The sequence below is a fragment of the Serratia sp. FS14 genome (genome assembly GCF_000695995.1).
Lineage (GTDB): Bacteria > Pseudomonadota > Gammaproteobacteria > Enterobacterales > Enterobacteriaceae > Serratia > Serratia nematodiphila.
The window spans coordinates 3,581,596-3,603,982 of the sequence record NZ_CP005927.1; the positions used below are offsets into that span (position 1 = coordinate 3,581,596).

A 22,387-nucleotide genomic window follows, 5' to 3' on the forward strand; every position below is an offset into this window, starting at 1 on the left:
ATATCGTTTGTCGCGGTGGCAGGGGAAGACTAGCATGGGATTCAAATGCCGGAGAGTGAAGAATTCGGTTAACCATTTGAATTTAAATTAATTAAAAGAGGTCGTTTATGTCATCGCGTCGCACCTTCATCAAGCAGCTTTCGGCGGTGGCCGGCGTCGGCTTGACGGCATCGTTGGGCTTTCCATTACGCGGTCACGCAGAAGCTGCGCTTAATCCGGCCTGGCGGATGCCCGACGAAGGGGAACCTCAGCTGCGGGCGTTTCTCGCCTTCGGCGCCCAGAAGGCTATCTGGGGCGGGTTCACGGCGGACGTGCAGGCAGCGCAGGGGCGCATCGCCCGCGCCATCGCCGAGTTTCAGCCGCTGACGGTATTTTGCCGCGCGCACGAACGGCAGCTGGCGGAGGCCACCTGCGGCAGTCAGAACGTCAGCTATGTCGTCACCGAGCTGGATGACATCTGGATGCGTGACATTGGCGCCAATTTCGTCATCAACGACGCCGGTGCGCTGGGCGCGGTGGATTTCAACTTCAACGGCTGGGGCGATAAGCAGCAGCATGCCAAGGATGCGCGTCTGGCGGCGTTCGCCGCCAAAAAATACGGTGTCGCTCAGCCGCGCCGCAGCGCGCTGGTGGGGGAAGGCGGCGGCATTGAGGTGGATGGGCGCGGCACCGGCATCATGACCGAGAGCAGTTGGGTGAATGCAAACCGTAATCCAGGCTGGAACCGCGATCGGGTGGAGCAGGAGCTGAAGGCGATGCTCGGCCTACGCAAAATTATCTGGCTGCCGGGCATTAAAGGCCGGGACATCACCGATGCCCACGTCGATTTTTATGCCCGTTTCGTGCGGCCGGGCGTGGTGGTGGCCAACCTGGACACCGATCCGGCCTCTTATGATCATGCGGTTACCCAGGCGCATCTGGCGATCCTCAAGGCAGCGACCGACGCCGACGGCCGCAAGCTGCAGGTGCATACGCTTTCGCCGCCGCTGGCGCCGCGCGACAGTCGTTTCAGCCGCCACAATCCCGATTTTGCGGCGGGCTACATCAACTATTTCGTGATCAACGGCGCGGTGATCGCCCCTGAGTTTGGCGATCCGCAGGCGGATAAAGCGGCGTTTGAGCTGCTGACGGCGCTCTATCCGCAGCGCAAGGTGGTGCAGTTGGAGATCGACGCCATCGCGGCCGGCGGCGGCGGCATTCACTGCGTGACCAGCCAGCTGCCGGTGCATGGCAAACCAGAGCAGTGAATGTTCAAAAAATGCGCGCACGGTTGTTTGTCACCATAGGCTGTGGTTGGCTGAGTGGAAACATAAGGAGGCCATCATGAACGACTCATCCTTGAGCATTCCCACCTGGTATCGCGATCCGCACGCAGAGCAGGCCATGGCCGAAGGCCATGCGCCTATCTGGCGGCATCTGCTAACTCTGGTGCCGGAACACGAACTGTCCGGCGTCAGAGTGCTGGACTTCGGCTGCAATCAGGGCGGTTTTCTGCGTCTGTTGCACCAAATCCGGCCATTTCGTGAAGGGCTCGGCGTCGATATCGCCCGCCAGTCCGTCGAACACGCCAATCGCCTGAAAGGAAACCTGCCGATCGATTATCAAACCGACACGCGGCTGACAGGCTGGGATGACCATTTCGATATCGCCTTCAGCCATGAAGTCATCTACCTGATCGAAGATATCGCGCAGCATGCCGCCGATATGCTGCGAGCGCTGAAACCGGGCGGCGTTTACTATGCGGTGACCGGTTGCCACACCGACAACCCGCTGTGGCCGCAATGGCGCGCAAGGGTCGCTGAACAGACGCATACCGTGGTGCAGGATCGCTCGCTGGACGACTATGCGCGCATTTTCTCCGGCGCGGGGTTCCAGGTCTCTGCCCGCAGGCTGGGTTTTTCCGGCTTCGTGCCCTATGAGCCGGACGGTTGGATGCCGAATATCGCGGCGGCGATCGACTACTATTGGCACACCAAAACGGTGTTCAGATTGGCGAAGCCGTAAAAAGCCGTAGGTACGCGAGGCTGTTGGCGTAGGCGCCTGCGCGATGATGAAACATGGGCAGACGGCCATCCTGAATATCATGGGGGGAGCTATTGCTTTTATCTCACGGTGTTGCTCTAAAAAATCCTGGTATCTGTGATGAGGCAGGTAGGCGGGGGATTTTCCATGGATCTTGTCCACCTATCCAATATGTGGACAACCTGTGATATTCTTTCGTCCCTGACCCCATTCAATGTGGAACATCACGATGAGTAATGACGCGGATAACAGCGGCTCACAGGTGATTGCCCGGGCCGCCACCCTGCTGCGGGCGCTGGAAACTCAACCGAAGGGCATGACCATCTCTCAATTGTCCCGGGAAACGGGGCTGCCACGCACCACCGTACACCGTTTGGTCACCTCGCTTGAATCGCAACAGCTGCTCATCATGGGCAGCGGCGGCGTTCAATTAGGGCCGGCGCTCGCCCGCCTGGCGGCTTCCGCGCATACGGATGTGATCACCCTTGCAAAACCGGCGATGGAAACGCTTGGCCGCCGCACGCGTGAAACCGTCGATTTGTGCGTTTACCGCGGCAGCCACGCGGTATCGGTAGGCCAGTTTGTTTCCGATCAGGAACTTCGCGTCGTATCAGCCGTTGGCACCGCCTTTCCGTGCCACTGCACGGCGCATGGCAAAGCCATTCTGGCCGAGCTGCCTGACGAAAAAATTGCGGATCTGCTCGGCGGCCAGCCGGATGTCAGAACGGATAACACCCTCAGAACCGTCTCATCCGTTCTGGAGGACATTCGGGAGACCAGGATCCGTCGTTACGCCATCGATCGCGAAGAGCACGCTCGGGGCGTCTGCGGCGTCGGCGTTTACCTCAATATCGGCGTCAACGAGCTTTACGCCATATCCATTGCGGTTCCGGCCATGCGTTTCGAGGAAAAGTTTGACCATCTGCTCGGTTCGCTGATGCAGTGCAAAGCGGAAATCGAGGCGATGCTGGCATAACAAGCCGGGGCGTTTGGCCCGGCAGGCGCTAAACGCCGCATGGGCAAGCATGCCTCGCCCCCGGCGCTGCGTTGGCGAGGGGAAGGCGGCAGTCAGCTGTTGCCGAACCGGGCATAAATTTCAGGCAGGAAACGGCCGAGCGAAGAAAACTCCGTCATATCGTGGACGGCCATTTCATAGGCAAAGCCTTCCAGCGACGCTTTCGTCATCCCCGCTTTTGCGATGTATTCGCGCGAGCGTTTTCCGCCGTCCGGGAACTTGTCGAATCTATCCCAGGATTCATGCGTGCCGATCCAGTAACGGTTGACCATTTCCATCCCTTGCGGCGTGTCGCGTCCCAGATGAATCATCAGCACCAGCGGCGTTGATTGCGCATCATAAGGCGTGATGATGCCGCTGGCGTTAAAGGTAAAGCGATGCTTTTTGAGCAACTCGCTCTCGACGCCGAAGCTTTCCGGCGCATTAAAATGGATAACGCCGTCAAGATAGTTATCGCCAATGTACTCGGTAATGTGGTTCGGGTTGCCGTACAGCCGCTCAGCGTAGGACAGACGGGTATCCGCCAAACGCTTGGGATCGACAACCGAGTTGTGGATATGAGCATGCGGGAACCACAGATAATAGCGTTCGCTCTCGATCGGGTGCCAGCAGAACCACCACTTGAACATCTCCGTGGTCACGCCCGGAAAAATATGGCGGCTTTGCGCATAGGCGCAGGGGCCGCCATCCTCAACGACGGCGTAACCCGATACCGGAAACTCGTCAAAACGTTCCAATAGGGTTTTCAGGCCCGCTTTCGTGGGTTGAAGAATGTGTTCTTTTGCCAACGGCCCCTGTTCCAGCGCGCGGATCATCTCTACGGGCGCATCCAGATTGCTGTCGAAGAACTCGGCATAGGGCTTGCCCTGAATGCCTTTCTCATTGATCTTCAAGCGTTTCTGCATCGGCACCTGATAGTAGGAAATCAATGACTTATCGAGCGATGCGCCCGCATCAGTAAACGCGCCTTTCCGCGTCGCCGCCGGTAGGGCGGATGATGGCGCCGCCATGGCGGAAGACAGCAGGGATTGAGAAAGCAAGGCGCCGCCAGCCAACAGCGGAATGCGTTTGATGATATTACGACGTGAAATTTCTTTACTCATGAGATCCTCACTTAGGTTGTCGCCGACTTGACGGCGGCGAGATGTGGTGTGGTTGATATTGATTCTGAACTATCCGCATGATGGATCATTCATCCGTATAATGGTTATTATTCTGTTGCTGGATGTGGGCGATGTCAACGCTCATTGAGTGACAAAGCGCATGGATTGCCAAAAAGCGCCTGCCAGCCATTGCAGGTAATAACTGAGGGGTTGCCGACGTTGGCAGGGTAGGATTGACATTCGATTTACAGTTCGCGCGTTGACATGTTGGGCAGAAGCCTCAAGAATGCCGTCCGAATTGTGGATACTATATCCATATATCGGATATTTCAGTGAGGCACTCTATGCGTGAATTAAGAAAAATGGCGGCGTTTACGCTCTTGGCCGTGGCCTGTCTGACGATCATGGTCGGTTGCGTGATCGTTCCCGGTTTGACGGAGATCGCGAGCCAGTTGGGCACGCCTTCCGCGGCCAGTTGGCTGGTCACCGTGCCGTCGTTGGGCGTGGTGATATTTGGCCCCTTCGCCGGACGTTTTATTGACAGGGCGGGCGCTTACGCGGCGCTCAGCTGGGGGCTGTTGTTGTATGGCCTGCTTGGTGCGGGGGGGCTGTTGCTTCGCGGCTTTTGGCCGGTGATGCTCGACCGCCTGCTGCTTGGCGGCGCCACGGCGATCGTGATGTCAGCCGGCACCGGTCTGATTTCTGCTTTTTACAGTGGGCAGGCGCGCTTGAAAATGATCGCTTCGCAAGGCATGTCGATCGAGCTGGGCGGCGTCATCTTTCTGTTTATCGGCGGACTGTTGGCGACGCTCGGCTGGCGCTGGCCCTTCCTGTTGTATCTTGTCGCCTGGGTGTTGCTGGCAATGCAGTTGCTGTTTGTGCCCAAACCCCAGTCCGATGTGGGTGAATCAGACAACGTTCAGCGCGGTGATGCCATTTCCACCGGCGCCGGCAGATTAACCGCGGTCTATTTTTCCGCTGTGCTTTCCATGATCTGCTTCTTCACCGGGATCATTGTCATCCCGCAGCATTTCCACCACATGAATATCGGGGCGGCGAAAACGGGATACTTCCTGTCGTTTATCTCGCTTATCGCCGTTTTTGCCGCCGCGCTGATGCCCAGGTTGGTGGCTTTACTCAGAGAAAACGGCGCGCTTGGCGCGGCGTTTGTCTGTTATGCCGCAGCGCATCTGCTCTTCGCCTCTGCGCACGGCACTGCGGCATTTGTTGCCGGCGGCATTCTGATGGGATGCGGGTTCGGCTTCTCGGTGCCGTTGGTTAATCATATGACCGTAGAACAAAGTTCCCCCCGCACCCGGGGGCGAAATCTGGCCTATTTATCGATGGCGATTTTCTCCGGCCAGTTCTTGTCATCCTTTATGGCGTTCATTCCCGGCAGCTCATCCGCCGTTTTCCTGGGAGCGGCGGGTATCAGCATCGCCACGGTTTTGGCGCTGACGCTTGCGCGCAGATTAGGGTAAACCCACCGCGCTGCGCGTTTTCCAGCCCGAAAAGATTTTACGCAATCCTTACGCAACCCTTTCAGAAGCGCATTGCGGCATTCGATATATTGAGAATAGTCATTCTCAATAGGATCGTATTGCAATGCAGAGGAAAACGCTTTTAGCGCTGGGGCTGTCGCTGTTGCTGGCCGGCTGCGATGGGCAAAACGCCGGCGCGCCGGCGGGAGCGGGCGGTGAGCGGGAGGTCGGCGTGGTCACGCTGCGCGGCCAGTCAGTGACCCTGAGCAGCGAGTTGACCGGCCGGGTCAACGCCACCATGACCTCCGACGTGAGGCCGCAGGTCGACGGTATCATCAAGCAGCGGCTGTTTACCGAAGGGGCCGAGGTGAAAGCCGGGCAGGTATTGTATCAAATTGACCCCGCCAGCTATCAGGCCAGCTACGATCAGGCCGCCGCCCAGTTGAAAAACGCCCAGGCTACGGTGCAATCCACCCGGCTCAAATCGCAGCGCTATGCGGCGTTGGTGAAAGAAAACGGCGTTTCCAAACAGGACGCAGACGACGCCAAAGCCGCGTATCTGCAGGCCGTGGCGTCGGTGGCGCAGTACCAGGCGGCGCTGGAGACGGCGCGCATCAATCTCGGCTATACCCAGGTGCGTGCGCCGATCGCCGGGCGCATCGGTATTTCGTCGGTGACGCCGGGCGCGTTGGTGACCGCCGGCCAAAGCGATGCGTTGACCACCATCCGCGCGCTGGATCCTATCTATGTCGACCTTACCCAGTCCAGCGCCCAGCTGCTTAAACTGCGGCGCCAGCAGGCGGCGTTACAGCGCGGCGCGGTCACGCCGGTCGCCATCAAGCTGGAGGACGGCACGTCTTATGCCCACCCCGGCAAGCTGGAGCTGACCGAGGTGGCGGTGGATGAGGCCACCGGTTCGGTCACGCTGCGCGCGGTGTTCCCCAACCCCGAACATGAGCTGTTGCCCGGCATGTATATCCACGCCACGGTGGATAACGGCGTCGATCCCAAAGCCATTCTGGCGCCGCAGCAGGGCATCACCCGCAACGCCAAGGGCGAAGCCACCGCGTTGGTGGTCGACGAGCAAAACAAAGTGGCGCAGCGCACCGTCAGCGCCGAACGGGTGGTGGGCAGCAACTGGCTGATCGGCAGCGGGCTGAACGAAGGCGATCGCCTGATCGTCGAAGGCACCAGCAAGGTGACGATCGGCGCCGCAGTGAAACCGGTTGAAGTCTCGGTCGACAAAAACCAACGCGGGGAGCAGTGATATGGCGCAGTTCTTTATCCGGCGGCCGGTGTTCGCCTGGGTGATCGCCATCATCATCATGCTGTGCGGCCTGATGTCGATCAATTCGTTGCCCATCTCGCAGTACCCGGACGTGTCACCGCCGCAGATTTCCATCTCCGCCACCTACCCGGGCGCGGACGCGGAAACGCTGGAAAACAGCGTCACCCAGGTGATAGAGCAGCAGCTCACCGGGCTGGATGGCCTGCTGTATTTCTCTTCGACCAGCAGCTCCAGCGGCTCGGTCAGCATCGACGTCACCTTTGATCAGGGCACCGATCCGGATATCGCGCAGGTGCAGGTGCAAAACAAAGTTCAGCAGGCGGAAAGCCGCTTGCCGAGCGCGGTCACCGCCCAAGGCGTGACGGTCAAGAAATCCCAGAGCAGCTTTCTGCTGATCGTCGGGCTGTATGACGAGACCGACAAGGCGACAATGGCCGACATTTCCGACTATCTGGTCAGCAACCTGCAGGATCCGCTGTCGCGCATCGAGGGCGTGGGGGACGTGCAGGTATTCGGCTCGGAATACGCGATGCGCATCTGGCTGGATCCGACCAGGCTGGCGAGCTATGCGCTGATGCCTTCCGACGTGCAGACGGCGATCGAGGCGCAAAACACCCAGGTGTCCGCCGGCAAGGTAGGCGATCTGCCGGCCGCCGCCGACCAGCAGCTGACCGCCACGGTGAAGGCGCAGTCGCGGCTGCAAACGCCGGAACAGTTCCGCAATATCATCCTGAAAAGCGACAGCAGCGGGGCGCTGGTGCGGCTGGGCGACGTGGCGCGGGTTGAACTGGGCAACGAAGACTACTCCGCCAGCGCGCACCTCAACGGCCACCCGGCGGCGGGGATCGCGGTCAAGCTGGCGGCGGGCGCCAACGCGCTCAATACCGCCAAACTGGTGAAGGCCAAAGTGGCGGAATACCAAAGCGCGATGCCGCAGGGTTATAAGGTGGCCTATCCGAAAGACAGCACCGACTTCATCAACATCTCGATCGAGGAGGTGGTGAAAACGCTGTTCGAAGCGGTGGTCCTGGTAGTGGTGGTGATGTTCGTGTTCCTGCAAAACCTGCGCACCACGCTGATCCCGACCATCACCGTGCCGGTGGTGTTGCTGGGCACCTTCGGCGTGCTGGCGGCGTTCGGCTACTCGATCAATACCCTGACGCTGTTCGGCATGGTATTGGCGATCGGGCTGTTGGTGGACGACGCCATCGTGGTGGTGGAAAACGTCGAACGCGTGATGCGTGAAGATAAGCTGCCGCCGCGCGAGGCGACGGAGAAATCGATGCGCGAGATCACCGGCGCACTGGTCGGCATCGCGCTGGTGCTGTCGGCGGTGTTTCTGCCGATGGCGTTCTTCGGTGGTTCCACCGGGGTGATCTACCGCCAGTTCTCGATCACCGTCGTCTCCTCGATGGTGCTGTCGGTGGTGCTGGCGTTGACGCTGGCGCCGGCGCTGTGCGCCACGCTGCTGAAAGCGTCGCATGAAGAACAGACCGACAAAGGGCTGCTGGGTAAATTCAACCGCGGTTATAACCGGCTGCAGGAGAAGTACGCCGACAAGGTCGGCGGGGTGATCCACCGGCCGACGCGCTATCTGCTGCTGTACGGCCTGCTGCTGATCGCCACCGCCGTGATGTATCTGCGTTTGCCGACCGGTTTCCTGCCCAATGAGGATCAGGGGTCGGTGATGGTGCAGTACACCTTGCCGGCCGGCGCCACCAATGCCCGCACCTCGGCGGTGAGCGAGGCGGTGACCGCCTATTTCCTCGAGCAGGAAAAGGCCAACGTCAGCACCATTTTCACCATCAACGGTTTCGGCTTCAGCGGCAGCGGGCAAAACGCCGGCATGGCGTTCGTCAGCCTCAAAGACTGGAGCCAGCGCGGCGGCAGCGAAAACACCGCCGACGCCATCGCCAAACGCGCCATGGCGCACTTCGCCTCGCTGCGCGACGCCCAGGTCTTTTCCATGAGCCCACCGGCGATCGACGGCTTCGGTCAGTCCGACGGCTTCACCTTCGAGCTGCAGGCCAAAGGGGCGACCACCCGCGCCGAGCTGCAGGCGATGCGCGATCAGATCGTCGCCGCCGCCGCCGGCAATCCGTCGCTGTTGGCGGTGCGCGCCAACACCTTGCCGGACACGCCGCAGCTGCAGGTGGAGATCGACAGCGGCAAACTGCAGGCGCTCGGCCTGAGCGCCGGCGACGTCAACAGCACGCTCAGCAGCGCGTTCGGCAGCACCTACGTCAACGACTTTATCGATCGCAACCGGGTGAAAAAAGTCTATATGCAGGGCGACGTAGCGTATCGCGCCAAGCCGGAAGATCTCGACAAATGGTTTGTGCGCGGCACCAACGCGGCGGGCGACAGCAGCATGACGCCGTTCTCCGCCTTTGCTTCCTCACACTGGATCTACGGCCCGGAAAACCTGTCGCGCTATAACGGGCTGTCGTCGTTCGAGATCACCGGGCAGGGCGCCGCCGGCGTCAGTTCCGGCACGGCGATGAGCGAGATGGAGAAACTGGCGGCGAAGTTCTCCGCCGGCAGCAGCTATTCCTGGAGCGGGCTCTCCTATCAGGAGCGGCTGACCAGCGGTCAGGCATCGTCGCTGTACGCCATTTCGCTCATTGTGGTGTTCCTGTGCCTGGCGGCGCTGTATGAGAGCTGGTCGATTCCGTTTGCGGTGATGTTGGTGGTGCCGATGGGCATCGTCGGTTCGCTGCTTGCGATCACGCTGCGCGGGCTGGAAAACGACATCTACTTCCAGGTGGCGCTGCTCACCATCGTCGGTTTGTCGGCAAAAAACGCCATTCTGATCGTCGAGTTCGCCGAGGAGATGCACCAGCGGGGGGAAACGCTGATTGGCGCGGCGGTCCACGCGGCGCGCATGCGCCTGCGACCGATCCTGATGACCTCGCTGGCGTTCACCGCCGGGGTGCTGCCGCTGGCGGTATCCAGCGGCGCCGGCGCCAACAGCCGCATCGCCATCGGCACCGGCATTATCGGCGGCACGATCACCGCCACCGCCTTGGCGATCTTCTTCGTACCGCTGTTTTATGTGCTGGTGCGACGCATGTTTACCCGTCGGCCCGCCAACTCGCCGTCGCAGGCAGGAGAATAACGTGTTGCAACGAGTCATGATGTTAACTTTACCGCTGCTGCTGAGCGGGTGTCTGTCGCTGGATCCGCACTACCAGCGCCCGGCGGCGCCGGTGCCCGCCAACCTGCCGCAGGGCGAGGCCGCCGGCAAGCAGGCGTTGAGCTACCCGGACGTCGCCTGGCGCGACTATGTGCAGGACGCCAGGCTGCGCCAGGTGGTGGCGATGGGGCTGAGCAGCAGCCGCGATCTGCGCGAGGCGATCGCCAATATCGCCTCGGCGCGCGCGCTGTACGGTGAGCAGCGGGCAGCGCTGTTGCCGACGATCAACGCCACCGCCGACGGCAGCCGCGGGCGTTCGCTGACCGGCAACGGCAATGCCACCGCCATCAGCCAGAGTTACGAAGCGCAGGCCGGCGTCAGCGCCTTTGAGCTGGATCTGTTCGGCAAAAACGCCAGCCTGTCGCGGGCGGCGTTCGAAACCTATCTGGCGAACTCGGAGGCGGCGAAAAGTACCCGCCTGACGTTGATCGCCGACATCGTCACCGACTGGGTGGCGGTGGCGGCCGAGCGCAGCAATCTGGCGGTGGCGCAGCAGACGATGGAAAGCGCCAAACGGTCGCTGGAGGTGACACGCAAGAACCAGCAGCACGGCATCTCGTCGCTGGTCGACGTGGCGTCGGCGGAGACCGTTTATCAACAGGCGCGATCGGACGCCGCCAGCTATGCGACCAGCGCCGCGCAGGCGAAAAACGCGCTGGATTTAGCGGTGGGGCAAAGCGTGCCGGAAAACCTGCTGCCCGGCGGCATCGACGCGCTGGGCGGGATCATGCGCGACCTGCCGGCCGGGGTTTCTTCGCAGGTTCTGCTGACGCGGCCGGACGTGCTGCAGGCGGAGCATAACCTGAAATCCGCCAACGCCAATATCGGCTCGGCGCGGGCGGCGTTCTTCCCGTCGATCAGCCTGACCGCCAGCGGCGGGGTGGGCAGCGGTGAACTCTCGTCGCTGTTCAGCCACGGCGCGGGCGTTTGGTCATTCGCCCCGAGCATCAGCCTGCCGATTTTCAGCGGCGGCTATAACACGTCGCAACTGAACTACAGCAAAGCGCAGAGAGATCTGTATGTCGCCACCTATGAGAAAGCGGTGCAGACGGCATTTCAGGAAACCGCCGACGCGCTGGCGCGCAAAGCCACGCTGCGGGAACAGCTGGCGGCGCAAACCGGCTATGTGGCGGCGGCGCAGCAATATTATCGTCTGGCCGAACTGCGCTACCGCCAGGGCGTGGACAGCTATCTGACCGTGCTGGACGCGCAGCGCACGCTGTATACGGCGCAGCAGTCGCTGATCGCCGCGCAGCAGACGGCGTACGATAATCAGGCGACCCTGTATAAAGTGTTGGGCGGCGGGGTTGCCGCCGAGCGGCAGGGGGATGGCGTCATCGCCGACAAGACGACGCTCAGCCGCTAACCTTCGACCGCGCGCGCCGGGCGTTTGGCTGCGCGCGTTTTTTATGGAAAGTGTAAAGAAACGGAAAACCCGCGCGGCGGCCCGAACTCGCCGCGGCGGGCAGAGTCAGACAGGTAATTGCACTCACTTTTTCTTCATATCGGCTCGAGGTCGTCATGGCAGAAGACATTCAGCAACAGGTCATCGCGCTTATCGCCGCCTTCAACGCATCAGGGCGGCTGCAGAAGGGCGTGGCCATCACCCCGGAAACCGAGATTAACACCGTGCTCAATCTGTCGTTCAGCGACTCCAACACGCTGATGCGCCGCTACTTCGACACCTTCGGCGTCGACAGCGGCAACTATAACCACGAGCTGTATTTCCAGCCGCCGAGCAATACCGGGCGCTGGTTTTCTCCCTCCGCCTGTAAAGAACACACCCGGCCGCTGTGCGTGTCTATGCTGGTGCGCTCCGCGCGCGCCAAACGCTGGCTGTACGACATCCATTTTCTGATCGAGCAGCTCCGTTAGCGCCGCATTACTGCTCCAATACCTCAGCGAATTTCGCCAGCCACTGCGGATGCGCCGGCCAGGCCGGGGCGGTGACCAGATTGCCGTCGACGTGCGCCTGATCGATGCCGATCTCCGCATAATGACCGCCGCCGAGCCGCACCTCCGGTGCGCAGGCCGGGTAGGCGCTGCAGGTGCGGCCTTTCAACACTCCGGCCGCCGCCAGCAGCTGCGGACCGTGGCAAACGGCGGCGATCGGTTTTTTCGCGGCGTCAAACGCCTGTACCAGCGCGATCACGTCGGGGTTCAGACGCAGGTATTCCGGCGCCCGACCGCCGGGGATCAAGAGCGCATCGTAGTGCTCTTCTTTGGCGGCGGCGAAGTCGGCGTTCAGGGTGAAACGGTGGCCGGGTTTCTCGCTGTAGGTCTGCGCGCCGTCAAAATCGTGGATCGCGGTCTGGATATAGTCGCCGACGGCTTTGCCGGGGCACACGGCGTCCACCCAATGGCCGATCATCTGCAATGCCTGGAACGGCACCATGGTTTCGTAATCTTCGGCGTAGTCGCCGACCAGCATCAGGATCTTTTTCTTGCTCATGATCACAACTCCTGCAGGAGGGGGAATGCCTAAGGTATAGCCCAGCCCCCCTTGGAATGCGAACCGCAAAGCGCCTATCTATACTCGTGATACTGCGGCGCTTTTCTCGTCGCTCAACCCCAGGGAGGATCCCCGATGCTGAATCTGGCAACCTTGCTTGAAGAGAGTGCGCATACCTGGCCGGAGCGGCCGGCGGTGATACAGGACGATATCCCGCTCAGCTATCGGGCGCTGAATGAAATGGCCAACCGGGTGGCGAATTTGCTGGTCGCGCGCGGCGTGCAGCCCGGTGAACGGGTGGCGCTGGCCTGCACAAACCGGCCGGAGTTTCCGGCTATCTACTACGGCATCCTCAAAAGCGGCGCCGTGGTGGTGCCGCTGAATATTTTGCTTAAAAGCGCCGAATTCGACTATTACCTGGCGGATTCGGCGGCGGTGGCGCTGTTCTGTTTCGAAGGCAGCAGCACTCTGCCGTTGGGGGAAGAGGCGCTGCGGGCGGCGGCGAAGGCGGAACAATGCCGCGAGGTGTTTATTATCGGCGATCGGCTGCCGCTCGAGGGGGAGCGTTTCAGCCAGGCGATAGCCGCACAGTCCACTGAGTTCGCGTCTGCCGCGACGCTCGAAAGCGACACGGCGGTGGTGCTCTATACCAGCGGCACCACCGGCCGGGCCAAGGGTGCGGAGTTGACCCACGCCAATCTGGTGCTCAACGCATTGGGATCGGTGCGGCTGTTCGACGGTTCAGAGGCGAATCCCGATCGTCACCTGGTAACCTTGCCGCTGTTCCACACGTTTGGTTCGACGGTGCAGATGAACGCCGGATTTGCCGCCGCCGCCACCCTGGTGCTGGTCGAGCGCTTCGACGCCGCACAGGCCATCGCGCTGATGCAACGGCACGGCATCACCTTTTTCGCCGGGGTGCCGACCATGTATTGGGCGCTGTTGAATGCGCTGGATGAGCACACGGATATCGAACGCTTGCGCAGCACGCTGCGTATGGCGGTGTCCGGCGGCGCCAGCCTGCCGGTGCAGATCCTGGAGGATTTCTCGCGCCGCTTCGGCGTCAACATTCTCGAAGGGTATGGGCTGTCGGAAACCAGTCCGGTCGCCACCTTTAACCATCCGCACCGCGTGACCAAACCCGGCTCCATCGGCCAACCGATCTGGGGCGTGGAGGTTCGCTTGCTCGACGTCACCGGGCAGCCGATCGACGGTGTCGATCAGGTGGGGGAGATCGCGGTGCGCGGTTACAACATCATGAAAGGCTATCTGAATCGCCCCGAAGCGACGGCGGAGGTGCTGGAAAACGGCTGGTTTCGCACCGGCGATCTGGCGCGCCGCGACGCCGACGGCTTCTATTTTATCGTCGATCGTGCCAAGGACATGATCATTCGCGGCGGGTTCAACGTCTATCCGCGCGAGATTGAAGAGGCGCTGATTCGCCATCCGGCGGTGTCGTTGGTGGCGGTGATCGGTGTCGAGCATCCTTCGCTGGGCGAAGAGATCAAAGCGGTGGTGGTATTGAAGGAAACGGAAGAACCGATCGAGGAAGAAGCGCTGATCGCCTGGAGCCGGGAGCGGCTGGCGGCGTTCAAGTATCCGCGTATCGTCGAGTTTGTCGAACGCTTGCCGATGACCAGTACCGGTAAGGTGTTGAAACGCTGTTTGCGCTGAGGAAAATCCGGCCTGCCGGGGCAGGCCGGAATACGGGTATCAACCTGGGTAGATGCCGCGCTCTTTACGTGCGGTCAGGATGCGCTCACAGGCCACGATGTAAGCGGCGGTGCGCAGGCTGCACTCTTTCTCGGCGGCCTTGTTCCAGACGTGGACCATCGCGTCGGTCATGATCTTGTCCATACGCTCGTTGATCTCGGACTCGCTCCAGAAGTAGCTCGCCATGTCCTGCACCCACTCGAAGTAACTGACCGTTACGCCGCCGGCGTTACAGATAACGTCCGGAACCACGGTGATGTTGCGGGAACGCAGAATGTCGTCCGCTTCTGGGAAGGTTGGGCCGTTAGCCCCTTCCAGCACCAGTTTGGCGCTGAGGATTTCGGCGCGCTGGCGGGTGATCTGGCCTTCCAGCGCCGCAGGGATCAGGATGTCCATGTCGACCGACCAGAACGCTTCGCTCTCGATCTCGCTGGCGCCAGGGAAGCCGGCGATCTGCTTGTGCTTGGCCTGGTATTCGGTCAGCGCGGCCAGGTCGATGCCGTCGGCGTTGAACAGGGTAGCGGAGTGGTCCTGGATGGTGACGACGCGCGCGCCGACGCCGACGAACAGACGGGCCGCTTCGCTGCCCACGTTACCGAAGCCTTGTACCGCCACTTTGGCGCCTTCGATCTGCACGCCCAGACGCTTGGCCACTTCGCTGCCGGTGACGAACACGCCGCGGCCGGTCGCTTTCTCACGGCCCAGGGAGCCGCCGAGGTGGATGGGTTTGCCGGTGACCACGCCGGTGATGGTGGTGCCGTGGTTCATGGAGTAGGTGTCCATCATCCAGGCCATCACTTTGGCGTTGGTGCCGACGTCCGGCGCAGGAATGTCTTTCTGTGGCCCGATGATGAAGCCGATTTCACTGGTGTAGCGGCGGGTCAGTCGCTCCAGTTCACCTTCAGACAGTTTGAACGGGTCGACGCGGATACCGCCCTTGGCGCCGCCGTACGGCAGGTTGACCGCGGCACACTTGATGGTCATCCAGGCGGACAGGGCCATCACTTCGTTCAGATCGACGTCAGGGTGGAAGCGGATGCCGCCTTTGCCCGGCCCGCGCGACAGGTTGTGCTGTACGCGGAAACCTTCGAAGTGACGGATGGTGCCATCGTCCATCTGCAGCGGGATATCGACAATCAAAGCGCGCTTAGGGTGACGCAGCGTATCAACCCAGCGTGACAGGTCACCGAGGTAAGGGGCGACGCGATCGATTTGTTGCAGATATGTAGCCCAAGCGGTGGTGCTGCTGTCTGAAGCGTAGGATAGCTTTTCCATAACCAACCTTTATATATTAGAGGTATTTATTTCGTTTAACCGTGGATTAGCAAGCGCATAACACTTTGCGACGCTAAATTTACCACTAATTATGCCGGTTGTTAGCCCCCCTCTCATCGGGCCAGCGGACGGTTTTTCGCCGCCTGCAGAGCGGTAAATGAATAGTTAATTACTTTTTGTCGGCGGTGAGCGATCACATGCATAATTTATGCATATAAAGCGCATAAAAACCCTTTTTATCTATTTTTCAGAAGCTTGAATGTGATCAAAAAGTTTCATTTTATTTAACTGCCATGTTGACAATGGCATTTCCCCTCGCCAGAGTTAAATTAATGTTAAAACGGCTCCGGCGTCGTTTTTTTGTTGCACAAGAGAAAGTATAACCATTTGATATTGTAGTGTTTACCCACCACGCTCAGGCTTTGTACGCCAAACGTGGGCGATACGACGGCTCACGAGAGCATTTTCTTGGTACCCATTATTATTACCTCCCTGTCACAACGGGGCGGGCAGCGTTTGGTCTCAATTTTTTTGCCGGTTAGAGCGCCCGCGGGCGTTTCATTCCTGCTGCAACCGCGCATCGGTTGCTTAATCGCCTTAACGACGGACAGGTAACACCATGACAAAAAACCACTGCGATCGGCTGAACCCAGGTTCAGCCGAGGGGCCTCACTGTGCCCAAACCTTGCAGCGCGGGCTGAGTGCGCGCCACATTCAACTGATTTCGATCGGCGGCGCCATCGGCACCGGGCTGTTTATGGGCGCCGGGAAAACCCTCGCGCTATCGGGCACCTCCATCGTACTGACTTACGCCATCGTCGGTTTTTTCATGTTCATGGTGATGAGAGCGATGGGGGAGCTGCTGCTCACGCGGCTCGATTACCGCTCGTTCGCCGATTTTGTCTCCGAATACCTGGGGCCGCGCGCCAGCTTTTTTCTCGGCTGGTCCTACTGGCTGAGCTGGGTCGTAACCTGCATTGCCGACGTGGTGGTGTGCGGCGGCTACGTGCAATATTGGCTGCCAGACGTCTCGCCCTGGTTGCCGGCGCTGCTGACGCTGGGGTTTCTGTGTCTGTTCAACATGCTGTCGGTCAAGATGTTCGGCGAAGCCGAATTCTGGTTCGCGATGATCAAGGTGGTGGCGATCGTCGCGTTGATCGCTACCGGCGCCTGGATGGTGTTCAGCGGCTGGACTTCGCCGGACGGCGTGACCGCTTCGCTGCATAACGTCACCGATCCCGCCATTTTCATGCCGCACGGCATCTTCGGCTTTTTCGCCGGTTTCCAGATCGCCATTTTCTCCTGCACCGGCATCGAGCTGCTGGGCACGATGTCGGCGGAGACCAAAAACCCCGAGAAGGTGCTGCCGAAGGCGATCAACGCGATCCCGGCCCGCATCATCGTCTTCTACGTGTGCTCGATGCTGACCATTATTGCCGTCACCTCATGGAGCCACATCTCGCCGGACAGCAGCCCGTTCGTGATGCTGTTCGATCGGGCGGGGCTGCCGGCCGCCGCCGCGGTGATCAACTTCGTGGTGCTGACTTCGGCGATGTCCTCGGCCAACAGCGGGGTGTATTCCAGCACCCGCATGCTGTACAGCCTGTCGATGGAAAAGCATGCCCACGGTCAGTTCCGCATTCTGTCGCGCACCACGGCCATTCCGATCCGCAGCCTGCTGTTTTCCTGCTTCTGCATGGTGGCCGGCACCTTGCTGCTGGCACTGGTGCCGAACGTCATGACGCTGTTCACCATTGTCTCTACCGTGGCGGCGATCCTGGTGGTTTACAGCTGGGGTATGATTTTGGTCGCCTACCTGGTGTATCGCCAGAAGCGGCCGGATCTGCACGCCGCTTCCCACTTCAAAATGCCGGGCGGGGTAGCGATGGCCTGGCTGACGCTGGCATTTTTCGCCTTTACGCTGGTGCTGATGGTGTTCGATCGCGATACGCTGATCGCGTTGTGCAGCATGCCGCTGTGGTTTACCACGCTCGGCCTGATCTGGCGCTATCGGGTCCGCGACAGCGTGGCGCGCGAGAGCTACGTGTTTTATCGGCGCGGCGCCGAGGCGGAATAACCGGCGAAGGATACGCCGCTTGCCGCCGCTCCGCTCGGCAAGCGGCGGCAACTGCGGTATGCTAAGCGGCTGAACCGCAAACCAAACCGGGCTATACGGAGACCCCCAGCGTGCCGAACTCTTCTTCTCAACTCGACCTTTTGCGATCGGTCGCCGACGGCATCGCCGCGCTGTTTTTCCCGAATGCGGAAGTGGTGATCCACGATTTGGCCACCAACAAGATTGCCTATCTGGCGAACAACCTGTCGAAGCGCAAACCGGGCGATGACGCCGGGCTGGAAGACTTCGAGCTCGATGGCGGCGCCGGCGTGACCGGCCCCTATGAAAAGCTGAACTGGGACGGCAAAAAAATGCGTTCGGTGAGCATCGCCGCGCGCGACGAGCAGGGCAAGCCCAGCTATCTGCTGTGCATCAACCTGAGCACCGCGATGTTCGAGGACGCCCGCAATGCGCTGGACATGTTTTTATCGGTCACGCGATTGCAGCCGCAGCCGCAACAGCTGTTCAAAGACGACTGGCAGGAGAAGATCAACACCTTCCTGCATGACTGGCTGCGGCGCGAGAACGCTGCGCTCGGCTCACTGAGCCGCGAGCAGAAACGGCGGCTGGTCAGCGATCTCTATCATCAGGGGGCGTTCAAGGCCAAAAGCGCGGCGGATTACATCGCCAACGTGCTGTCGATGGGGCGCGCCACGGTGTACAAGCACCTGCGGGAATTGAAGCAGGAGTAAAGGCGGCGAGAAAGGCGGAAGAAAGGGGCGGCGATGGCCGCCCCTTGTCGTTACCAGCGGTAGTTGACCGAAGCGATAATGCTGCGGCCGCTGCCGTAGAAGCAGGCATACTCGCCGCTGCACGACGAAACGTATTTCTTGTCCGTCAGGTTCTGCACGTTGAGCTGCAGCGCCGCGCCGCGCAGCGCCGACGAAGCCTGACCGAGGTCATACTTCACCATGGCGTCGTACAGCGTGTAGTGCGGCACGTCGTACTGGCCGGTGGCGTCGGCCGGCGCATCGCCGATGTAACGCACGCCGCTGCCGACGGTCAGGCCGTTCAGCGCGCCGCTCAGGAAGCTGTAGCTGCCCCAGGCGGACGCCGCGTGGCGCGGGATGCCCGCCGGGCTGTGGCCGATTTCGTCCGCCGAGTTGGAGTCTTTGGTCACTACGTCGGTGTAGGTATAGGCGGCGGTCAGCTTGATCGCCGGCGTCGGCTGAGCGTGCACTTCCGCCTCAATCCCCTTGGATTTCACCTCGCCAATCTGCTCGTAGGCGGAGGTGAGACGGTTATAGGACGCCACATTGCGCTGGGTAATGTCGAACCAGGAGAGGGTCAGCAGGGTATTGCCGCCCGGGATCTGGTACTTCACGCCCACCTCGGTCTGTTTGCCGGTGGTCGGCTTGAGCGGATCGGCGCCCGGCGCGCTCGGATACAGGTTAGGATCGAACGAGGTGCTGTAGCTGACATACGGCGAAATGCCGTTGTCGAAGGCGTAGAGCAGCCCCGCGCGGCCGGTGAACTGGGCATCGTTGTAGGTCTGCTCTTTGCCGCCGGCGGTGCGATCGCGGGTGTTGACCTGCGACCAGTCCTGGCGGCCGGACAGCAGCAGGTTCCAGTTATTCCACTCCAGCTGATCCTGCAGATACACCCCGACCTGATTCAGCGTCTTCAATTCGCTGGAAACCAGCGTCAGCGCGCTGCCATCAATGCTGGGGCGAACCGGATTGGCCCAGTCGATCGGGTAATCGTTGCCGCGATCGCGATACATCTTCGAATCGCTATGGCTGTAGCGGTAATCCAGCCCGCCCAGCACGGTGTGCTTCACCTCGCCGGTATCGAACAGGCCCTTCAGCTGGTTATCCACGCCAAACTCGTTGGTCATCTGCGTTTCATGCTGCGCCCTGCGCGTCACGGTGTGGTCGTTAACGTCAGAATTTACGTTATAGACCAGATATTTATAGTCTTCATCGCGGTGAGTGAAGCGCAGGTTCTGGGTAAACGACAGCGCATCGCTGAAGTTGTGCTCGAGGCTGTAACCGATCGACGCCTGCTCGCGCCGCGATTTGTTGAAGCTGGGCTCGCTGACGTTGAAGTCATAGGGCACGTAACCCGCGCTGGTCGGGAACAGCGTGCCGGCGCGCGGCAGGAAGTTGCGCGACCCGGCTTTCGGATCGTTCTGGTAGCTGGTCAGCAGCGTAAAGCTGGTGTCTTCGTTCGGCAGCCAGGTGAAGGCCGGCGCGATGGCCACCCGTTGCTGCTTGCTGTCTTTGACGAACTCGTGCTCGGTTCTGGCGATACCGTTCAGGCGATAGAACAGGGTGTTGTCGTCGTTGAGTTTGCCGCCGAAATCGAACGCCGTTTCCGCCAGATGGCGGTTGCCGGTGCTGAATTTGACTTCGTGAATGCTCTGGGCGGTAGGGCGTTTACTGGTCATCACCACCACGCCGCCGGGGCTGACCTGGCCGTACAGCACGCCGGCCGGGCCGTGCACCATCTCCACGCGCTCCAGCAGCCAGGGGTCGATCTGCCCGGCGCCGCCATTTTGGCTCGAGAGGCCAAAGTGCAGACCGTCGAGCAGTTTGGGCGCATAGCGGAAGCCGCGGCTGATCACTTCGTCATTGCGGTTGGAGTTGCCGCGGTAGGTGGTGATCACTCCGCTGGTGTAGTTCAGCGCGTCGGCGACCGACGCCGGCTCCTGGTCGTTCATTTGCTCGCGCGTGACCACCGAGATGGACTGCGGCGTCTTGCGCAGAGAGGCGGCGGTCTTGGTGCCGGCGGCGCTCTCTTTGGCGACGATCCCTTTGACCGGCGCGGTCACGCTGTTTTGCGCGTCGGCGGTCACCAAAATCGTTTCGTCCGCTGCCGCAGACGCGTGTTGCGCCAAGGGCAATAACGCCAGCGCCGATCCCAGCAACAGATGCCTGGCGGACATCGCCTCCGCATTCCCGTTAGCTATCCCTTTGTTTTTAATCTTCATTATCTCTCCTGCATACCTGCGTTGTGTGTTATGCCACCCTGATAAACCCCGAAATATCGGCGAGCGGTATTCACCCGTCGACGCGGAGACGCCGTATGTGCACGACGGTAAAAATCCGACAAATAGTATTGAAAATGATAATGAGTATCAATACGATTGTCAGGTTTTGTAAAAATCACTCATGTTATGTAAGGGGCGCTATGGAGTTTTTGCCGGAAAAGAGGCCAGGAAACGACCTTGAGGGATTGGCGGCGCAATGGCTGCGTGAAGAGGCGGCAGGGCAATCCGTGTGGTGGCAGAAGGTTGCCGCGCAGGGCACGCCCATCGTCGACGCGCTCGACAAACGCCACGTCAAAATGACCTGGCTATGGCGCGACCCCGCCGGCGATGAACGGCACTCGCCGATATGCCGCGTTTACGCCGATATCAACGGCATTACCAATCACCACAGCACGTCCCCCAGCAGCCTGACCAGGCTCCCTGGCACTGACGTTTGGTACGGCTCGGCCGTTATCGATCGCCGCTGGCGCGGCAGCTACAGCCTGATCCCCATTACCGAGCGAGATCTCCCCCCCGTCTTCAGCGACGACGAAACGTTACGCGACCGCCAGCAGCGTGCCTGGTGGGTATCGCTGTTCCCGTTGGCGAGAGCCGATCCGCTGAATCGGCTCTCGCTGGGGCCGTCTCATCGCCCGCGGTCCGTATCCCTGGCGCAAGGGCCGGATGCCGACGATCAAAGCGCCTGGCAGGCCGCCGATCGGCCGCTGGATGAGGCGCGGCTACAGCGATTTCAGTGGCACAGCGAACGGCTGGGTAACCAGCGGCGCGTTTGGCTGTATGCCAGCGGCGACGCGGCGGTGAAAGCGAACCGCCCGCTGGTGCTGCTGCTCGACGGCCAAAACTGGATCGAAAGGCATGCGCTGCTGCCGGTGATCGAGAACGAAACCGCAAAAGGGCAGTTGCCGCCCGCGTGCTGGTTGCTGATCGATGCGATCGATGGTGAATACCGGGAAAACGAGCTGCCCTGCAACGCCGTCTTCTGGCAGGCGGTGATCGACGAACTGCTGCCGCAGGCGCAGCGCCGCGAAGCGTTCAGCGAGACTGGGGCGCGCACCGTGGTCGCCGGCCAGAGCTACGGCGGGCTGGCGGCGTTATACGCCGGTTTGCACTGGCCAGAGCGCTTCGGCCACGTGCTGAGCCAGTCCGGCTCCTTCTGGTGGCCTACGGTGCAATTTGTGACCCAGTTCGAAAAACGCCACGAACTGGAGGAAGGCTGGCTGATACGCCAGGTTCGGCAGCGCAACGCGGCGGCACCCAAGCTCACCGTGATCCAACAGGCCGGCGATCGGGAGGCGGACATCGAATTCGTCAATCGCCAGATGCACCAGGCGCTGACGGCGGCCGGGCACCGCGCCGAATACCGCGTGTATTCCGGCGGACATGACGCGCTCTGCTGGCGCGGCGGTCTGGTGGACGGCGTGCGCCGGCTGCTTTCCGCAATGAAGTAATCCCACATTTTGACAGACAGGTAATGAAAATGACTCAGGAACAACAAAACCCGTTCGATGACGAAAGCCTCCGTTTCTCCGTGCTGGTCAACGCGCAGCAGCAGTATTCGCTGTGGCCGCAGTTTGCCGATACGCCGCAGGGGTGGCGCGTGCTGATGGGGCCGGCGTCGCGCGGCGAGTGCATCGACTACATCGAAACGCACTGGCAGGACATGCGGCCGGCGGCGCTGAAAGCGGCGGATGCGGCGCGTTAAGCGCCTGGCAGTCAATCGATATATTCCGTTTG

General features: G+C 60.9%; 17 protein-coding genes. 13 read left to right on the forward strand and 4 right to left on the reverse strand.

Annotated features, from left to right (window positions below; genetic code table 11):
• Positions 1 to 107: 107 nt before the first annotated feature.
• The 3 genes from L085_RS16255 (at position 108) to L085_RS16265 (ending at position 2,998) form a co-directional block, all read left to right on the forward strand.
• Positions 108 to 1,247 (forward strand): agmatine deiminase family protein, encoded by a 1,140-nt coding sequence (locus L085_RS16255; protein ID WP_021503723.1) that lies wholly within the window; start codon positions 108 to 110, stop codon positions 1,245 to 1,247.
• Between the two features lie 76 nt (positions 1,248 to 1,323).
• Positions 1,324 to 2,004 carry a class I SAM-dependent methyltransferase gene (locus L085_RS16260; protein ID WP_021503722.1) on the forward strand — a complete coding sequence of 227 codons (681 nt, stop codon included), beginning with the start codon at positions 1,324 to 1,326 and terminating at the stop codon, positions 2,002 to 2,004.
• Between the two features lie 247 nt (positions 2,005 to 2,251).
• Positions 2,252 to 2,998, forward strand: coding sequence for an IclR family transcriptional regulator (locus L085_RS16265; protein ID WP_004938000.1), 747 nt, complete (start codon positions 2,252 to 2,254; stop codon positions 2,996 to 2,998).
• 92 nt (positions 2,999 to 3,090) lie between these two features.
• Here L085_RS16265 and L085_RS16270 read toward each other — a convergent pair whose 3' ends face one another.
• Complete coding sequence (locus L085_RS16270; RefSeq protein WP_004937998.1) at positions 3,091 to 4,140, reverse strand: hypothetical protein; 1,050 nt, start codon at positions 4,138 to 4,140, stop codon at positions 3,091 to 3,093.
• A gap of 344 nt (positions 4,141 to 4,484) precedes the next feature.
• Between L085_RS16270 and L085_RS16275 the strand changes: the two genes are divergently transcribed.
• From L085_RS16275 to L085_RS16295, 5 genes are all read left to right on the forward strand, one after another.
• Complete coding sequence (locus tag L085_RS16275) at positions 4,485 to 5,621, forward strand: MFS transporter (RefSeq protein ID WP_044031214.1); 1,137 nt, start codon at positions 4,485 to 4,487, stop codon at positions 5,619 to 5,621.
• 124 nt (positions 5,622 to 5,745) lie between these two features.
• Positions 5,746 to 6,888, forward strand: coding sequence for an efflux RND transporter periplasmic adaptor subunit (locus tag L085_RS16280; RefSeq protein ID WP_044031215.1), 1,143 nt, complete (start codon positions 5,746 to 5,748; stop codon positions 6,886 to 6,888).
• 1 nt (position 6,889) lies between these two features.
• Complete coding sequence (locus L085_RS16285) at positions 6,890 to 10,027, forward strand: efflux RND transporter permease subunit (RefSeq protein ID WP_044031216.1); 3,138 nt, start codon at positions 6,890 to 6,892, stop codon at positions 10,025 to 10,027.
• 1 nt (position 10,028) lies between these two features.
• Positions 10,029 to 11,471 (forward strand): efflux transporter outer membrane subunit, encoded by a 1,443-nt coding sequence (locus L085_RS16290; RefSeq protein WP_033645806.1) that lies wholly within the window; start codon positions 10,029 to 10,031, stop codon positions 11,469 to 11,471.
• Between the two features lie 155 nt (positions 11,472 to 11,626).
• Complete coding sequence (locus L085_RS16295) at positions 11,627 to 11,980, forward strand: DUF1493 family protein (RefSeq protein WP_004937980.1); 354 nt, start codon at positions 11,627 to 11,629, stop codon at positions 11,978 to 11,980.
• A 7-nt stretch (positions 11,981 to 11,987) separates the two neighbouring features.
• Here L085_RS16295 and L085_RS16300 read toward each other — a convergent pair whose 3' ends face one another.
• Positions 11,988 to 12,557, reverse strand: coding sequence for a DJ-1/PfpI family protein (locus L085_RS16300; protein WP_004937978.1), 570 nt, complete (start codon positions 12,555 to 12,557; stop codon positions 11,988 to 11,990).
• A 135-nt stretch (positions 12,558 to 12,692) separates the two neighbouring features.
• On the opposite strand from L085_RS16300, the gene L085_RS16305 reads away from it, so the two are divergent.
• On the forward strand, positions 12,693 to 14,231 hold the full coding sequence (locus L085_RS16305; RefSeq protein ID WP_044031217.1) for a long-chain fatty acid--CoA ligase: 1,539 nt from the start codon (positions 12,693 to 12,695) through the stop codon (positions 14,229 to 14,231).
• A 39-nt stretch (positions 14,232 to 14,270) separates the two neighbouring features.
• Here the strand turns inward: L085_RS16305 and L085_RS16310 are convergent, their stop codons facing one another.
• Entirely contained in the window at positions 14,271 to 15,545 is a 1,275-nt protein-coding gene (locus L085_RS16310) for a Glu/Leu/Phe/Val dehydrogenase (protein WP_004937972.1), read from the reverse strand.
• A 619-nt stretch (positions 15,546 to 16,164) separates the two neighbouring features.
• On the opposite strand from L085_RS16310, the gene L085_RS16315 reads away from it, so the two are divergent.
• Complete coding sequence (locus L085_RS16315) at positions 16,165 to 17,622, forward strand: amino acid permease (protein WP_044031218.1); 1,458 nt, start codon at positions 16,165 to 16,167, stop codon at positions 17,620 to 17,622.
• 110 nt (positions 17,623 to 17,732) lie between these two features.
• A complete protein-coding gene (locus L085_RS16320; protein ID WP_044031219.1) occupies positions 17,733 to 18,353 on the forward strand; it encodes a PAS domain-containing protein in 621 nt (206 codons plus the stop codon).
• Positions 18,354 to 18,403: 50 nt separating this feature from the next.
• Here L085_RS16320 and L085_RS16325 read toward each other — a convergent pair whose 3' ends face one another.
• A complete protein-coding gene (locus tag L085_RS16325; protein ID WP_044031220.1) occupies positions 18,404 to 20,593 on the reverse strand; it encodes a TonB-dependent siderophore receptor in 2,190 nt (729 codons plus the stop codon).
• A gap of 200 nt (positions 20,594 to 20,793) precedes the next feature.
• On the opposite strand from L085_RS16325, the gene fes reads away from it, so the two are divergent.
• Both fes and L085_RS16335 read left to right on the forward strand, forming a co-directional pair.
• The gene (gene fes, locus L085_RS16330) at positions 20,794 to 22,101 is read left to right on the forward strand and encodes an enterochelin esterase (protein WP_226988544.1); all 1,308 of its coding nucleotides are present in this window, start codon (positions 20,794 to 20,796) and stop codon (positions 22,099 to 22,101) included.
• 29 nt (positions 22,102 to 22,130) lie between these two features.
• Positions 22,131 to 22,355, forward strand: coding sequence for an MbtH family protein (locus L085_RS16335; protein ID WP_004937955.1), 225 nt, complete (start codon positions 22,131 to 22,133; stop codon positions 22,353 to 22,355).
• Positions 22,356 to 22,387 lie beyond the last annotated feature (32 nt).

Bases quoted from the DNA above. Each gene is read 5' to 3' on its own strand.
- L085_RS16300 (WP_004937978.1), bottom strand. From the start codon at position 12,557: ATGAGCAAGAAAAAGATCCTGATGCTGGTCGGCGACTACGCCGAAGAT.
- L085_RS16315 (WP_044031218.1), top strand. From the start codon at position 16,165: ATGACAAAAAACCACTGCGATCGGCTGAACCCAGGTTCAGCCGAGGGG.
- fes (WP_226988544.1), top strand. From the start codon at position 20,794: ATGGAGTTTTTGCCGGAAAAGAGGCCAGGAAACGACCTTGAGGGATTG.
- L085_RS16260 (WP_021503722.1), top strand. From the start codon at position 1,324: ATGAACGACTCATCCTTGAGCATTCCCACCTGGTATCGCGATCCGCAC.
- L085_RS16280 (WP_044031215.1), top strand. From the start codon at position 5,746: ATGCAGAGGAAAACGCTTTTAGCGCTGGGGCTGTCGCTGTTGCTGGCC.
- L085_RS16255 (WP_021503723.1), top strand. From the start codon at position 108: ATGTCATCGCGTCGCACCTTCATCAAGCAGCTTTCGGCGGTGGCCGGC.
- L085_RS16325 (WP_044031220.1), bottom strand. From the start codon at position 20,593: ATGAAGATTAAAAACAAAGGGATAGCTAACGGGAATGCGGAGGCGATG.
- L085_RS16295 (WP_004937980.1), top strand. From the start codon at position 11,627: ATGGCAGAAGACATTCAGCAACAGGTCATCGCGCTTATCGCCGCCTTC.
- L085_RS16305 (WP_044031217.1), top strand. From the start codon at position 12,693: ATGCTGAATCTGGCAACCTTGCTTGAAGAGAGTGCGCATACCTGGCCG.
- L085_RS16335 (WP_004937955.1), top strand. From the start codon at position 22,131: ATGACTCAGGAACAACAAAACCCGTTCGATGACGAAAGCCTCCGTTTC.
- L085_RS16310 (WP_004937972.1), bottom strand. From the start codon at position 15,545: ATGGAAAAGCTATCCTACGCTTCAGACAGCAGCACCACCGCTTGGGCT.
- L085_RS16275 (WP_044031214.1), top strand. From the start codon at position 4,485: ATGCGTGAATTAAGAAAAATGGCGGCGTTTACGCTCTTGGCCGTGGCC.
- L085_RS16285 (WP_044031216.1), top strand. From the start codon at position 6,890: ATGGCGCAGTTCTTTATCCGGCGGCCGGTGTTCGCCTGGGTGATCGCC.
- L085_RS16270 (WP_004937998.1), bottom strand. From the start codon at position 4,140: ATGAGTAAAGAAATTTCACGTCGTAATATCATCAAACGCATTCCGCTG.
- L085_RS16265 (WP_004938000.1), top strand. From the start codon at position 2,252: ATGAGTAATGACGCGGATAACAGCGGCTCACAGGTGATTGCCCGGGCC.